We start from the raw sequence: 14,322 nt of genomic DNA, 5'->3' as shown, positions 1-14,322 counted from the left end.
TACTTGCTTCAATCCTTGTCGGGCAGGCGCACGGCCAAGTAGAGTGACTCGGTTTCCCGTTTCACCAATAACGGCACCGCCTTGCCCTTGGGCAGGCCCTTGGCCAGCTCGACGAACTGGCTGGCGCTTTTGACCGGATTGTGATTGATTTGCAGGATGATGTCGTCCGGATACAGGCCGGCGTTCGCGGCCGGGCCCTCGTCCACGGCGGTGACCAGCACGCCCTGTTCTTCGGCCGCCATGTTGCGACGCTGGTCGTTGCTGAGATCGGCGACGGTGATGTTGAGGCGTGAATCCGTGTGTTCGTCCATGGTGGCGACCGGTTCCTCCATCGCTTCCAGCCGGGCGATGGTCGCCTTGATTTCCAACGGCTCGCCGTTGCGCAAGACCGACATCGCCACTGTCTTACCGACCGGCGTGACGCCGATCATCCTCGGCAGCTGCGAAGAATCTTCCACCAATTCGCCGCCGTAACGCAGGATTACGTCCCCCACCTTGAAGCCGGCGCTGGCCGCCGGACTGTCCGGCAAGACCTGGGCGACCAGCGCCCCGCGCGGCCGGTCGAGCTGAAAGGCTTCAGCCAGATCGTTGTTGACCGCTTGCAGCAGGATGCCCAGCCAGCCGCGGGTGACTTCGCCGGTCGCTTTCAGTTGGTCGGTCACCTGCATGGCCAGCTTGATGGGAATGGCGAACGACAGCCCCATATAGCCGCCGGTGCTGCTGTAAATCTGCGAATTGATCCCGACCACTTCCCCGCGCAGGTTGAACAAGGGGCCGCCGGAGCTGCCGGGATTGACCGCCACATCACTCTGGATGAACGGCACGTAGGTGCCGCTGGGCAAATTGCGGCCGACCGCGCTGACGATGCCCTGGGTGGCGGTGTGTTCCAATCCGAACGGCGAGCCGATGGCCAACACCCATTCGCCGACTTCCAAGGCGTCGGAGTCGCCGATCTTGACCGCCGGCAGGTTGTCGCCTTCGATCTTGAGCACCGCCACATCGGTCAGTTCGTCCACCCCGATCACCTTGGCGGGACGTTCCCGCTGGTCGCTGAGCCGCGCGATGATCTTGTCGGCGTCGCGGGCGACATGGGCGTTGGTCAGGATGAAACCGTCCGGCGAAATGATGAAGCCCGAGCCCAGGGAGTTGGTTTGACGGTCGCCCGGCAATTCGGGTCGTTCCTGGAAGAAACGCCTAAAGAATTCCAGATACGGGTTTTCCTTGCCCGGCAGCTCCGGCAAACCGGGCTTGCGGGTGGCGTTTTGTTTGCTGGGCGCTTGGGTTGAGCTGATATTGACGACCGCCGATTCGTTTTGTTTGACCAACTTGCGAAAATCCGGCAGCGGTTGCGCTTCGGCGGGGCGGGGCGGGGCGGCGGCCGAGCAGCACAGCGGGAACAGCAGCGCGAGCGCGTAAGCCGTGCGATGGCCAGCGCGGTTTAGGACAAAGAGGGTCTCCTGAACACGAATCAAAGAGGGTCTCCTGAAACGAATGCGAAAGGGCGTGGCGAGCGCTGGCGATTTTTTCAAAAATTGGAGGGCGAACCAAACACTTGGTCGAAGCCTGAGGGGCGGGTTGAGCGGGTGTCCGAAACGGCCAAGCAGCGGCGCGATTTGCACAGTATAGAATAGTTGGCGATACTCGGGTAAGGCAGGTGAGAGCAGAAACGTAACCCGGAGCGGCGGGAGCGGTCGGAAGCGACGGCGTCAACCCGGCGCGTGGTGTGGTGCGAGCGATGAGAAGGGGAACCGATAATGGAGCAAAAATCCGAGCAGGTTGTGACCGATAATGATAAAGCGACCCAGTATCTTTATGAATTGGCACTCAAATTACTGGAGTTGAAAGGATCGGATATCTTTATCACCGCCGGCAGCCCGGCCGCCTTCAAGATCAATCAGGAAATCCGCCGGGTCGGCGGCCCAAGTTTGAGCCCGCAGCAAGTAGCGCTCCTGGTGCGTTCGATCATGAACGACCGGCAGGCGCGGGAGTTCGATCAGAATCGTGAGGCCAATTTTTCCCTCAATTTCCCGGATGTGGCGCGCTTTCGGGTCAGCGCTTTCACCCAGCGGGGTAGCTCCGGCATGGTGCTGCGGCTGATTCAGCAGCAGATTCCGACGCTTGACGAGCTCAATCTGCCGCCGATCCTGCATGACATCGCGCTGGCCAAGCGCGGGTTGGTGATTTTCCTGGGCGGCACCGGCTGCGGCAAGACCACGTCGATGGCGGCCATGTTGGATCATCGCAACAGTCAATGCCGCGAGCATATCATCACCATCGAAGACCCCATCGAGTTTTTCCACCGCCACAAACTTTCCCTGGTGGACCAGCGCGAAGTCGGCGTGGATACCGATTCCTACGACACCGCTTTAAAGAATACCTTGCGCCAAGCCCCTAACGTCATCCTGATCGGCGAGGTGCGGGATCGGGAAACCATGCAATCGGTCATCAACTTCGCCGAAACCGGCCACCTGTGCCTGACCACCTTGCACGCCAACACCACCGATCAGGCGTTCGATCGTATCATCAACTTTTTCCCGGAAGAAAGGCGCACTCAAATCTTGATGGATTTGTCCTTCAACATGAAGGCGTTCATCTCGCAGCGCTTGCTGCCGCGCGTGGACCAGCCCGGTTTGATCCCGGCGGTGGAAATCCTGCTCAACACGCCGCTGATGGCGGAATTGATCTTTCAGGGGCGGATCAAGGAAATCAAGACCATGATGATGCGCTCCAGCGATCAGGGCATCATCACCTTCGACATGGCGCTGTTCGATCTCTACGAAGCCGGCCAGATCGGCTACGAAACCGCGATCCGCCATGCGGACTCCGCCAACAACCTGCGCCTGAAGATCAAGCTGGAAAGCAAGCGACCGCCGCCACGCGCGGCGGGCGACAGCAACAGCCAGCTCAACGTCGATCCGGATCAAAGAAGGCGCTGAGCCACCCGGCGGCTAGCGGCGCACCGAGAGCCGAAACCGCTGGCCGCCCTGGCGCAACACCGCGCCGTTGGGCGTCACGCTTTCCAGCACGGCGCCCTTTTCGATCGGATCGCCTTCCCGATAGCGCCGGCCGTTGACGACCACAAAACGTTTGTCGCGATCCGGGCTGTAGACGTGAATGTCGAGATTCAGGTCGGGAAGGCCACGCCGTCCCTCGGCGGGCAACGTCTCCAGCAGCGGTGGGGGTTCCGGTCCGATGGTGACCGTGGGTCCGGGCGCCGGCTTCGGAGTCGATGCCTGCCGACGTTCCCGCACGGGAGCGGCCGACGACGGTCGCGCCGCTTCGGGCGGACTCGCTGCGGCGGGGCTTTTACGAGACGCGGGCGGTTGCGCGGGCGGAGCGGGCGGAGACTCGACGGTTGCTGGAGTTTTGGGTGGTGGGCTGACGGACGGGCCGGCATCCGGGTGCGTCGGCGCGATTGCGAGAGGCGCTGAACCGCTCGGTTCGGTTGTCGGTTTCGATACGCCAGCCGGCGGGCCGGACTCCAAAGGCGTTTGTTGGGCCGGCTTGGGGGTGGTCGCTACCAGCGTGGCCGGCCCGGTTGCCGGTTGGGGTCTGGTCAAGAAATAAGCCAGCAGAGCGGCGTTGAATCCCAAACCCAATCCTACGGCCAGCCAAAGCCACAGCCGCTGTCCTGTTGTCTGTGCCGGTGCCGGAGAAGCTGTAAGGCTCGGTGGTCGACCCAGGTGGCGCTCGTGCTCGGCCTTGCGCAGCGCGTCGAGGATATAAGACATCTTACGGTTCCCGCAGCGATTGACTGAGGAGCGGGGTGCCAGGCAGCGGTGCGAGGTTGTTCAGCAAGACCAGCGTTTGTTCGCCCGCCATGCCGTCCGCTAAAAGACCACGTGCCTGTTGAAACGCGCGCACTTGCTTGCCCAGTTCAGCGTCGAAACGTTCCGATGGCGCTTCGGGGATGGGCTGGCCGGCCGCCATCGCCAAGCGCCGACGCAGCCAGCGCACCGCCTCGCCGTTGTTGCCGGGACCGATGATGGGTTGATCGGTTTGCAATTTCCACAGCAGAACATATTGGCCGGTCCACAGCGGCTTGATCTGCTCTAAGGGTACGGTAACCAGTTGCCCGCCGACCTCCAAGGTCGCTCGATTGTCCGCGAGCGAGCGCAGCAGCACCGGGGCGGCGCCACCACCGGCTCGGTTCAGCGGCAGCACGGCGGGGCGGTTGAAATGGCGTAGCGCTTCCCAGTCGCCTTGACCGGACAGGCAACGCAGGCCGCGCGTTTTGACCTGTTCGCAAAAGGCTGCCGCGCGTCCCTGAAACGGGGCGATGCCCCACAGTGCCAGCAAGCCTTCGTTCGCTTTCTCAATGTGGGCATCGCGCAACAACGCGCTTAGATTGAGTTGACCGCCACCGACCGACGATGAGGGTGGTTTGCCTTCGTTGGAGGTTGGCGATAGGAGGGATATGAGGTCGGCCGTTGTGGCCGATGAAGTGGCCGGCATGGGCGTCGCCGGGCGTTCGCTAACGCCACTGGGAGCGGATGAAGGCGGTGCGCTGGCGGCGGATGACGCCGCTGGAGAGCTAGCGGCGACAGACGCTGGTGCTGGGGCGGTCTCAGTGACGGTTACGGCTGGAGCGCTAAAGGTCGTCGGTGACGCCGGCGCGGTGGTGCCGGCGGTGGAAGTCGGAGCTATTGCCGGCGCGTTAGCTAACGCCGTTGCTGGATCGACCCTGGCGGCCACTGGCGGCGGCGAGCGGATTTCTGAAGCGGACGCGGCGGCTTGATCGGCTTTTCTGGAAGCAGGGACCGAGGCCGGCGCGGCGGCTTGATCGGCTTTTCTGGAAGCGGGAGCCAGGGCGGGCGCGGCTACGAAAGCCGGCGCCGCAGCTGGCGCAGCCGTCTTACCGGCGGTCGGATCGTCGGCCGGTAAGGCGAGGGGCAGCGTGACGGTATCGGGTAGCCGAAGCGCGATGCCGATCATGAGCAGACCGGCCAGGGCGATGGCCAGCGCCGGCCGGATGTGAACGAAGCGCTTTTCCAACCCGAAACTTCGATCTTGCAACGCCTCGCGCGCCGCTTGCTGGACCACTCCGGCGCTGACCCGCCGCGCGTTTTGACCGTAAGCCCCCAGCAGCGCGCGGTCGCAGATAATGTTGATCAGGCGCGGCACTCCGCCGGAGCGTCGGTAAACGGCCCGCAGCGCCCGCCGGCTGAACAGATCGTCCCGCCCGCCGGCCACGCGCAGCCGATGGCGGATGTAGGCGGCGGTGTCCTCGGCATCGAGCGACGGCAGGTGGTAGCGGGCGGTGATGCGCTGGGCCAGTTGCCGCAAATCCGGTCGCGCCAGCAATGCCCGCAATTCCGGTTGCCCGACTAAGATGATGCGCAGCAGCTTGTGTTTGGTGGTTTCCAGATTGGTCAGCAGGCGCACTTGCTCCAGCACTTCCCGGCTCAGGTTCTGCGCCTCGTCGATGATCAGCACCGTGCGCCGGCCGGTCGCATGGACGCGCAGCAGATGCTCGTTGAGCGCGTCCACCAAGCCTTTGAGGGTGGGATGCTCGCGCGGGTAGCTGACATTTAGCTCATCGCAGACCGTGGCCAGCAGTTCCTCGACGGTCAGGCGCGGGTTCAGGCACAGCGCGATATCCACCTGCTCCAAGCCTTGTTCCAGCAAGGAGCGGACCAGAGTGGTCTTGCCGGTGCCGACCTCGCCGGTCAGTTGCACGAAGCCGCCGTTCTCGTCGGTGCCGTACAGCAGGTGCGCCAGCGCTTCCCGGTGGTGGGGGCTCAGATAAACGTAGCCTGGATCGGGCGTGATCGCGAACGGCGGCTCGCGCAAGCCGAAATATTCCGCATACATCGCTAGACCTCGCCGTAACGCGCGCCCGCCCCAATCCAGCGGCGGATCAGCGGTTCGACGCACTCGGGATGGTCGCGCAACAGGCGGTCGGCGGCGTAACGGGCCGCGTTCAACAAATCCTGATCGCGCAGCAAATCGGCCACCCGCAAGCTTTGCTCGCCGGTCTGCCGGGTGCCGAGCACCTCGCCGGGACCGCGCAACTCCAAATCCCGACGGGCGATTTCGAAACCGTCGTTGCATTCCCGCAGCGTCGCCAGCCGGGCGTGAGCGATGGGCGACAGCGGCGGCCGGTACAACAGCACGCAACTGCTGTCGCTGTTGCCGCGTCCGACCCGGCCCCGCAACTGGTGCAATTGCGCCAATCCCAGCCGTTCGGCGTTTTCCACGATCATCAGGCTGGCGTTGGGTACGTCCACCCCGACCTCGATCACCGTGGTGGCTACCAGCAAGTCGGTCGTGCCGGCCTTGAAGGCGGCCATCGCTGTTTCCTTATCGGCGGCCGACAAGCGGCCATGCACCAGGCCGATCCGCAGCTCCGGCAACAATGCCGTCAGCCGTTCGGCGGTGGCTGCGGCCGCCTGGCATTCCAACAGTTCGGATTCCTCGATCAACGGGCAAACCCAGTACGCTTGCCGGCCGCCGCGACACGCTTGGCGGATGCGCTCGATCACTTCCGCACGGCGGCCGTCGGGGGCGGCGACCGTTTTCACCGGCCGGCGGCCGGGCGGCAATGCATCGATCACCGAGGTATCGAGATCGGCGTAAGCGCTCATCGCCAGCGTGCGTGGGATCGGCGTGGCGGTCATGATCAACTGATGCAGGCAACAGCCGCTGTGGCGGCCTTTTTCACGCAACGCCAGCCGCTGGTGGACGCCGAAGCGATGCTGCTCGTCCACGATGGCCAGCGCCAGTTCGGAAAACACCACGGCTTCCTGGAACAGGGCGTGCGTGCCGACCGCCACCTGAACGTCGCCGGCCGCGAGCCGTTCCAGCAGAGTTTTACGGGCCCGGCCGACCAGTCGCCCGGTCAGCCAAGCGACCTCGACGCCCAACTCACCCAACCACTCTTGAAAATTCCGGTGGTGTTGTTCGGCCAGCAGTTCGGTAGGGGCCATCAATACCGCCTGGGCCCCGGATTCCACGGCCCGCAGCGCGGCGGCGGCGGCCACCACGGTTTTGCCGGAACCGACATCGCCTTGCAGCAGTCGCAACATCGGCCGGGGCTGAGCGAGATCGGCGGTGATTTCCGCCAACACGCGCCGCTGGGCGCTGGTGAGGGTAAAGGGCAAGCGTTCCAGAAAACGCTGGCTCAGGCCGCCGCCGCCGGCCAGGGCCGGCGCGGTTTGCTGGCGCATCTGTTCGCGCAGCCGCCGCAGGCTGAGCTGGTGCGCCAGCAGCTCCTCGAAGGCCAGCCGCCGTCGGGCGGGGTGGCGGCCGTTGTCCAACTCTTCCAACGACGCGGCGCTCGGCGGTTGGTGCAGCAGCCGCAGCGCTTCCGCAACCGACATCAATTGCAATTGCAGCCGCAAGGCGGAAGGCAGCAGCTCCGGCAGCAATACCGCCGCGTCGAGTTGCGCCAAGGCCCGCTCGGCCAGCGCGCGCAAGGTGAATTGTTGCAGGCCGGCGGTGCTGGGATAGACCGGAGTCAGCCGGTCGGGCACCGGCGGCGCGTCCCCATCAAGCCGCCGGCATTCGGGGTGGATCATCTCAAGGCCGCTGTAGCCTTGACGGACCTCGCCAAAACAGCGCAAACGGACGCCCGCCTGACCGAATAATTGTTCTTGAGCCGGACTGAAATGAAAAAACCGCAGGGTCAGCGCGCCGGTGGCGTCGCGCAGATGGCAGAGCAGAAAGCGCCGCCCGCGCTCCGTGATTTCGCGGCCGACGATTTCAGCGTCGATCTGGGCTTCCTCACCAGGGACCAAAGCGCCGATGGGGGTGATGCGGCTGCGATTCTGATAGCGCGATGGGAGGTGCAACAGCACATCCTCCGCGCTGCGGATGCCCAACCGGCGCAACCGTTCGGCCAGCCTCGGGCCAACACCGGGCAGGGCGGTCACCGGCAGCGGTTCGCAAGCCAGCGGGCGGGCCGCGCCGCGCGTGTCGGACGCCTTGCCGGCCGGGCTAGCGCCGCGTTCCATGCCGGCGACCGGTCAGCGCTCCAACACCAAAATCGCTTCCATCTCGACCTGAGCGCCGCGCGGCAGGGCGGCGACGCCGACGGCGGCCCGCGCCGGATAAGGCTGGGGAAAATACTCGGCCATGATCTGATTGAACCGTGCGAAGTGGCCGAGATCGAGCAAAAATACGCTGAGCTTGACCGTATCGGCCAGACTGCCCCCCGCCGCTTTCGCCACCGCCGCCAGATTGTCGAACACCCGGCGGATTTGTGTTTCAATGTCGCCCTCCACCAGTTGCCCGGTGCCCGGATCGAGTGGAATCTGACCGGACAGGTAGACGGTATTCCCGACCTTGACGGCTTGGGAATAGGTGCCGATAGCGGCGGGAGCCCGATCGGTTTGGATGATTTCACGAGACATGGGGAAGCTCCTGACGAAAGAGTTTCCGGTTGTCACCGGAAGGTTTAAAAACAGAGGTTGCGCCGGATTCGGTAGGTCGGAGCGGATCGATGGGCGGTGAGCTTAGGCGCGCCGGGCCACCTTCGACACTTCCGGTAGGGTCCGCAACCGCCGCAGCACTCGAGCGAGCTGTTTGCGATCACCCACGTTCACCAACAGGGATACCGTGATCAGATTTCCGTCCCGTTCTGCGGTGTTGATGGTCTCGATATTGGTATCGGTGGCGGAAATGGCGGCGGCGATGGTGGCCAGCACGCCGCGCTTGTTGCTGACTTCCAAGCGCAATTCCACCGGAAAGTCCGTCGTGATGTTTTGCGCCCATTCCACCTCGATCCATTTCTCGGCGTTTTTCTTGTAGTTGGTGACGTTTTTACAGTTGTCGCGATGGATGACGATGCCGCGTCCGGCATGAAGAAAGCCGATGATGGCGTCGTCCGGCAACGGCCGACAACATTTGCCGAAGCTGACCACGGCGCCTTCGGTGCCCTTGATCAGCAGCGGTTGGGCGCTGGCGTCCGGGGAAGGCGGCTCGTCGCGGTCGCCGCTGGGCAACAGGCGCTTGGCGACCAAGGCGGCGACGCGGCTGCCCAGGCCGATATCGGCCAACAGTTCCTCGAAACTGCTCAGATTGAATTCTCGCAACAGCGCCTTGACCCGGTCGAGCGGCAGTTCGTTCAAGCCGTTGATCCGGCCGACCAGCGCTTTTTCCAGCAAGCGCTTGCCGAGCAAGGCGGCCTCCTCGCGCTTGAGGTGCTTGAGGTAATGGCGGATGCTGGCGCGGGCCTTGGCGGTCACCACGAAGTTGAGCCAGGACGGGTTGGGTCGGGCGGTCGGCGTGATGATGGCTTCGACCGTCTGGCCGGTGGCCAGCGGCGTGCGCAGCGGCACCAGCCGGCGGTCGACCCGCGCGCCGACACAGGTGTTGCCGACGTCGGAATGAATGGCGTAGGCGAAATCCACCGCCGTGGCGCCGCGTGGCAGTTCGATGATCTCGCCGCGCGGGGTGAACACGTAGATTTCGTCGGGGAACAGATCGATCTTGACGCTTTCCAGGAATTCGACCGGGTTACCGGCGCGGCGCTGCATGTCCAGCAGCTTGCGCAACCATTCGCGGGCGCGCTGCTGGGCGTGGCCGCCTTCGCCCTCGCCGCCGGCCTTGTAACGCCAGTGGGCGGCGACGCCGACCTCGGCCATGATGTGCATGTCCTCGGTGCGGATTTGCAGTTCGATGGGGACGCCGCCGGGGCCGAACAGCACGGTGTGCAGCGACTGATAGCCGTTGGCCTTAGGGATGGCGATGTAATCCTTGAAGCGGCCCATGATCGGCTTGTACAGATTGTGCGTGACGCCCAATACCCGGTAACAGGTATCTACGGTATCGACGATGATCCGCACCGCATAAACGTCATAGACATCCCGGAAGGGCTTGCTTTTGCGGGGAGAGAGGCGGTCGGGTTCGTTTGGGGAGCCGGACGCCGGTTCCCGGAACGGCAGCGGCAGCTTGCCGCGCATCTTCTGATAGATGCCCCATAAATGCTTGCTGCGGCCCACGACCCGAGCATTGATGGCTTCTTCCTGGAGCCGGGCGTCGATGCGCGCTTCCATCTGGCTGACGATCTCGTGGCGGTTGCCGCTCATCCGGCGCACCGCTTCTTGCAAGACCCGGAAGCGGAACGGATAGAGGTGGCTCAGCCCGAGATCTTCCAGCTCCTGGCGCAAGTGGTTCATGCCCAGCCGGCCGGCGATGGGGGCGTAGATTTCCAGGGTTTCGCGGGCGATGCGCCGGCGCGAGTCCGACCGCATGGCTCCCAGGGTGCGCATGTTGTGCAGGCGGTCGGCCAACTTGATCATGATGATCCGCAAATCCTTGGCCATCGCCAGGAACATCTTGCGGAAATTCTCGGCCTGCGCTTCCAGCTTGGAATTGAAGTGAATCTGGGTCAACTTGCTGACGCCGTCCACCAGCTCGGCCACTTCCGGCCCGAAGCACGCGCTGATGTGCTCCTTGTCGTAGGGAGTGTCTTCGATGACGTCGTGCAGCAGCGCCGCCAGCAAGGTCTCGTGGTCGAAGCGGACGTTGGCCAGGATGCGGGCCACGGCCAGCGGGTGGAAAATGTAAGGTTCACCGCTCTTGCGGTAAACGCCGGCGTGAGCTTCGGCCGCGAAGTAGCAAGCCTCGCGCAGTTGTTCGATGTGCTCCTGTTCCAGGTATTCGCTTGCGATGGTGCAAAGATCGTCGATGCGCAGCCGCAGGTCGTCCAGCCAATCGTCATCGACGGCCAGCGGGCGAAGCTGCTGAAGCTCGTTTCGAACTTCCCGCAACGGCGCGCTCATCGCTCGTGTTCTCCGGGTGGGTTAAAGGGTGAAAGCCATCATTCCGGTTCGGCCGCGGCGTCGCTATCGCTGTCGGCTTCGGCGGGGGGCGGCTGATCGGGCGCGGTCGGGGCAGCGACGGGGCGACGGTACTTTTCCTGGAGCATGTGATCGAGCCTGCCCTCGGCCAGCTCGCGCAGCGCGACGACGGTGGGCTTGTCGTTTTCCCAAGGAACCAACGCCTCCTTGCCGAGCGCCAGATCGCGGGCGCGGCGCGCGGCGATCAACACCAGTTCGAAACGATTGTCCACTTGGTCGAGGCAGTCTTCAACGGTGATGCGGGCCATTCAGGGCGATCTCCAAAAGCGAGCGGGCTATTTTAAACGATTGAAGCTTTGAAGTTTAATGAAAAACAAGTAATTAAGACAAGAGCGTTCTGAGCAATCCCTCCTGCCTTTTCAATTGTCTTTCCCGGCGCTGGCGGTTGGCGATGACGATGGCGCGCAAGGCGTCCAGCGCGGCCGCAAACCGATCGTTGACGACCAGATAGTCGAATTCCGCATAGTGCGACAGTTCTTCCAGCGCCACCGCCATGCGCCGCTCGATGGTGCCGCTGCTGTCTTGGCCGCGCCCGATCAGCCGTTCTCGCAAGGTGGCCACCGAGGGCGGCAGGATGAAAATGCTCATGCTGTCGGGCAGCTGCGCTCGCGCCTGCCGGGCGCCTTGCCAGTCGATTTCCAGAATCACGTCCGAGCCGGTGTCGATCTGCGCCGAAACGGCGGTCCGGCTGGTGCCATAAAAATTGTCGAACACGCGCGCGTGCTCCAGGAACAGGCCAGCGGCGCGCATCGCATCGAAATCGGCGGTGGACACAAAGTGATAGTGTCGGCCGTTTTCTTCGCCCGGTCGGGGCGGGCGGGTGGTGTGGGAGACCGAGAGCGCCATTTCGGGCGTGGTTTCCACCAGACCTTTGACCAAACTGGTTTTACCTGCTCCCGACGGAGCGGAAACAATATACAGGTTGCCGGTAGTCATCGGATTATTGATTGGACAGCGGAGAATGAGGAAGTTTGGTTGAAGCAACGCACGCGGCTCGATCGCGCCACCTTCCTCGCTGGCGGGGCGGTGAACCCTTTTGGATAATGTCATGAATCGCCGTCGGTGGGTAGATTCTCTATCGTCGCGTGGTTGCTGGCTCGAAGTCGGGATTTGGCGTTTTTCGCGGTTTGGACGTGGCGGCCAGCACCTTGAATCAAGCCGCTGAAACCAGGCAGCGGACCGGCGATTGCGGGATGTGGCGAGCATTCCAGCATAAAAAAACCCGCCGGCGGCGGGTTTCGAGGGAGCGTTCCGTCAAGGAGGGTCTTTCTTGTCGCCGCCGGGGCCGCAGGCGCTCACGGTCCGAACATCGGCTGCCCAGCTTTGCGCGGTCATCGCTTGATCGTATCGCTGGGCTTGCGCGGCGCCAGCACAGCCCAGCAACAAAGCCAACACTAGTGATAGGCGAGTCATCATGCCGGTCTCCTCAAGTGGCGAATAATGCTTACTAGAGTAGTCTGAATATCGTCAGTACGCCAGAAGGCGGTTCCTTGGGCGGTGTCAAATGGGCTTGCCGTGTTTTGCCTCGGCGAGCGATAGGTTTCCCAGGCTTATCGCGAGCACAGCATGAATCTGTTGCGGTGGTGGCCATCTCTCGTGAAACGGGCGGATCGCTGGCGGGGCGGTGCCGCATTTCGAATTCCCTGGAAGCGGGTTGCCGGCGGATCAACGTGCGAGCAAATTTCGCTTTAAGCCGTCAAACAGCCCGTCAACGACAAGCCGCCATCAACCTACTCGATATTCTGAACCTGCTCGCGCATCTGCTCGATCAACACTTTCAGTTCGACGGCGGCGCGGGTGGTGTCGGTGTCGGCGGATTTCGAAGACAAGGTATTGGCTTCGCGATTGAGCTCCTGCATCAAGAAATCCAGCCGCCGGCCGACCGGTTCGGGGCGGGCGAACACGTCTTGAATTTCGTCGAGATGGGCGTCCAGCCGGTCGAGTTCCTCGTCCACGTCCAAGCGTTGGGCGATCAGCGCCAGTTCCTGCTCCAATCGGCCGGGATCAGCCTCAGTGGGGATATCCGCCAGCCGGCTCGACAGCTTGTCGCGCCAGCGGGCTTGCACTTCGGGCCGGCGGGCGCGCACCCGCTGGACCTGGGTTCGAATCGCCTCGCAACGCTGCTGGAGCAGGTCGGCGGTGCGTTGGCCTTCCCGTTCGCGGGTGGCGATCAGTTCCGCCAAGGCCGCGTCCAGGCAGCCCAGTAAAGCCTGCTTGATATCGTCCAAATCCGGCTCGACCTCGTTGACCACACCCGGCCAGCGCAGCACATCGCCCAATTTCAAGCCGGTGCCCGGCCCGATCATGTGCTCCACTTCGCCCGCGATTTCGAGCAAGCGCGCGACCAGCGAATGATTCAGGGTGATGGCGGTCAGGCCCGCGCCGGTGGTTTGCAGCTTGAGGTTGCATTCCACCTTGCCCCGGCCGAGCGCGGCCGCGATGCGCTCGCGCACCAGCGATTCCAGCCCGCGCAGCGCTTCGGGCAGGCGCACGGTGGTTTCCAGATAGCGGTGATTCACCGAGCGCAGTTCCCAGATCATCGTACCCCAGGTGCTGGCTTGTTCCTGGCGCGCGAAAGCGGTCATGCTGCGTAACATGGCGTAACCTCAACATTGGTGATTTGGTAAGCTTAGGCGCTATTGGCTATCGTGGCGCGTCCGCGCCGGTTTTTTCCGTCGCCGCCGGCTACATCCCACGCATTGTATCCTGCCGGGCAGATGGGTTCTGCTATAGTTCGCCCCCCATCCCTCTTATCGACCTCGGAAATCCCACCATGCGTCCCAGCTCCCGCGCCGCCGCCGAACTGCGCCCGATCCGTATTACCCGCCAATTCACCAAGCACGCCGAGGGCGCGGTGCTGGTGGAGTTTGGCGATACGCGGGTAATTTGCACCGCCAGCGTCGAGGAACGGGTGCCGCCGTTCCTGAAGGGTAAGGGCCGGGGTTGGGTGACGGCTGAATACGGCATGTTGCCGCGCTCCACTCACAGCCGGACTCAGCGCGAGGCCAGCCGGGGCCGCCAGGACGGACGGACCATGGAAATCCAACGCCTGATCGGTCGGGCGCTGCGGGCGGTGCTGGATTTGGAAGCGCTGGGCGAGCGCACCATCACGCTCGATTGCGACGTGATTCAAGCCGATGGCGGCACCCGCACCGCCGCCATCACCGGCGGCTTCGTGGCGCTGGCCGACGCGGTGCGCTATCTGCTCGGCAAGAAGTTGGTCAAGAAGAATCCGTTGCACGGTCAGGTGGCGTCGGTGTCGGTCGGCATCTATCAGGGCGTGCCGGTGCTGGATTTGGATTATGCCGAGGACTCCGAAGCGGAGACCGATATGAACGTGGTGATGAACGATGCCGGCGCGTTCATCGAAGTGCAGGGCACCGCCGAAGGCCACGCCTTTCGGATGGAGGAGTTGCAGGCGATGCTGGAACTGGCGCGAACCGGCATCAGCCAGCTTTTGGGCAAGCAGCGGGACGTGTTGGGCCTGTCGGGCTGAGCGCGCGGGAGAGGTTTTTCA

General features: G+C 63.6%; 12 protein-coding genes. 2 read left to right on the top strand and 10 right to left on the bottom strand.

All coding sequences use genetic code 11. The features are described 5' to 3' along the window. Positions 1–8: 8 nt before the first annotated feature. Positions 9–1,403 (bottom strand): DegQ family serine endoprotease, encoded by a 1,395-nt coding sequence (locus IPK09_09490; protein MBK7983845.1) that lies wholly within the window; start codon positions 1,401–1,403, stop codon positions 9–11. A gap of 351 nt (positions 1,404–1,754) precedes the next feature. On the opposite strand from IPK09_09490, the gene IPK09_09485 reads away from it, so the two are divergent. Further along, positions 1,755–2,936, top strand: coding sequence for a PilT/PilU family type 4a pilus ATPase (locus tag IPK09_09485; GenBank protein MBK7983844.1), 1,182 nt, complete (start codon positions 1,755–1,757; stop codon positions 2,934–2,936). 12 nt (positions 2,937–2,948) lie between these two features. Here IPK09_09485 and IPK09_09480 read toward each other — a convergent pair whose 3' ends face one another. The 9 genes from IPK09_09480 to IPK09_09440 form a co-directional block, all read right to left on the bottom strand. Beyond that, positions 2,949–3,731 carry a general secretion pathway protein GspB gene (locus IPK09_09480; protein ID MBK7983843.1) on the bottom strand — a complete coding sequence of 261 codons (783 nt, stop codon included), beginning with the start codon at positions 3,729–3,731 and terminating at the stop codon, positions 2,949–2,951. Between the two features lies 1 nt (position 3,732). Further along, positions 3,733–5,814 carry an AAA family ATPase gene (locus tag IPK09_09475; GenBank protein ID MBK7983842.1) on the bottom strand — a complete coding sequence of 694 codons (2,082 nt, stop codon included), beginning with the start codon at positions 5,812–5,814 and terminating at the stop codon, positions 3,733–3,735. Between the two features lie 2 nt (positions 5,815–5,816). After that, a complete protein-coding gene (gene recG, locus IPK09_09470) occupies positions 5,817–7,955 on the bottom strand; it encodes an ATP-dependent DNA helicase RecG (protein ID MBK7983841.1) in 2,139 nt (712 codons plus the stop codon). A gap of 12 nt (positions 7,956–7,967) precedes the next feature. Beyond that, positions 7,968–8,354: a RidA family protein gene (locus IPK09_09465; protein MBK7983840.1), complete on the bottom strand. Its 387-nt coding sequence runs from the start codon at positions 8,352–8,354 to the stop codon at positions 7,968–7,970. Between the two features lie 102 nt (positions 8,355–8,456). After that, positions 8,457–10,727 (bottom strand): HD domain-containing protein, encoded by a 2,271-nt coding sequence (locus IPK09_09460; GenBank protein ID MBK7983839.1) that lies wholly within the window; start codon positions 10,725–10,727, stop codon positions 8,457–8,459. 38 nt (positions 10,728–10,765) lie between these two features. Next, positions 10,766–11,053, bottom strand: coding sequence for a DNA-directed RNA polymerase subunit omega (gene rpoZ / locus IPK09_09455; GenBank protein MBK7983838.1), 288 nt, complete (start codon positions 11,051–11,053; stop codon positions 10,766–10,768). A 73-nt stretch (positions 11,054–11,126) separates the two neighbouring features. After that, positions 11,127–11,741 (bottom strand): guanylate kinase, encoded by a 615-nt coding sequence (gmk, locus tag IPK09_09450; GenBank protein ID MBK7983837.1) that lies wholly within the window; start codon positions 11,739–11,741, stop codon positions 11,127–11,129. Positions 11,742–12,059: 318 nt separating this feature from the next. After that, on the bottom strand, positions 12,060–12,221 hold the full coding sequence (locus IPK09_09445) for a hypothetical protein (GenBank protein ID MBK7983836.1): 162 nt from the start codon (positions 12,219–12,221) through the stop codon (positions 12,060–12,062). Between the two features lie 314 nt (positions 12,222–12,535). Continuing rightward, the gene (locus IPK09_09440) at positions 12,536–13,402 is read right to left on the bottom strand and encodes a YicC family protein (GenBank protein MBK7983835.1); all 867 of its coding nucleotides are present in this window, start codon (positions 13,400–13,402) and stop codon (positions 12,536–12,538) included. A 176-nt stretch (positions 13,403–13,578) separates the two neighbouring features. On the opposite strand from IPK09_09440, the gene rph reads away from it, so the two are divergent. Continuing rightward, on the top strand, positions 13,579–14,301 hold the full coding sequence (gene rph / locus IPK09_09435; protein ID MBK7983834.1) for a ribonuclease PH: 723 nt from the start codon (positions 13,579–13,581) through the stop codon (positions 14,299–14,301). Positions 14,302–14,322 lie beyond the last annotated feature (21 nt).

This window comes from Candidatus Competibacteraceae bacterium (assembly GCA_016713505.1).
Taxonomy (GTDB): Bacteria; Pseudomonadota; Gammaproteobacteria; order Competibacterales; family Competibacteraceae; genus Competibacter_A.
The sequence above is the reverse complement of the archived record's forward strand: the minus strand, read 5'-3'. Positions and strand labels throughout refer to the sequence as shown.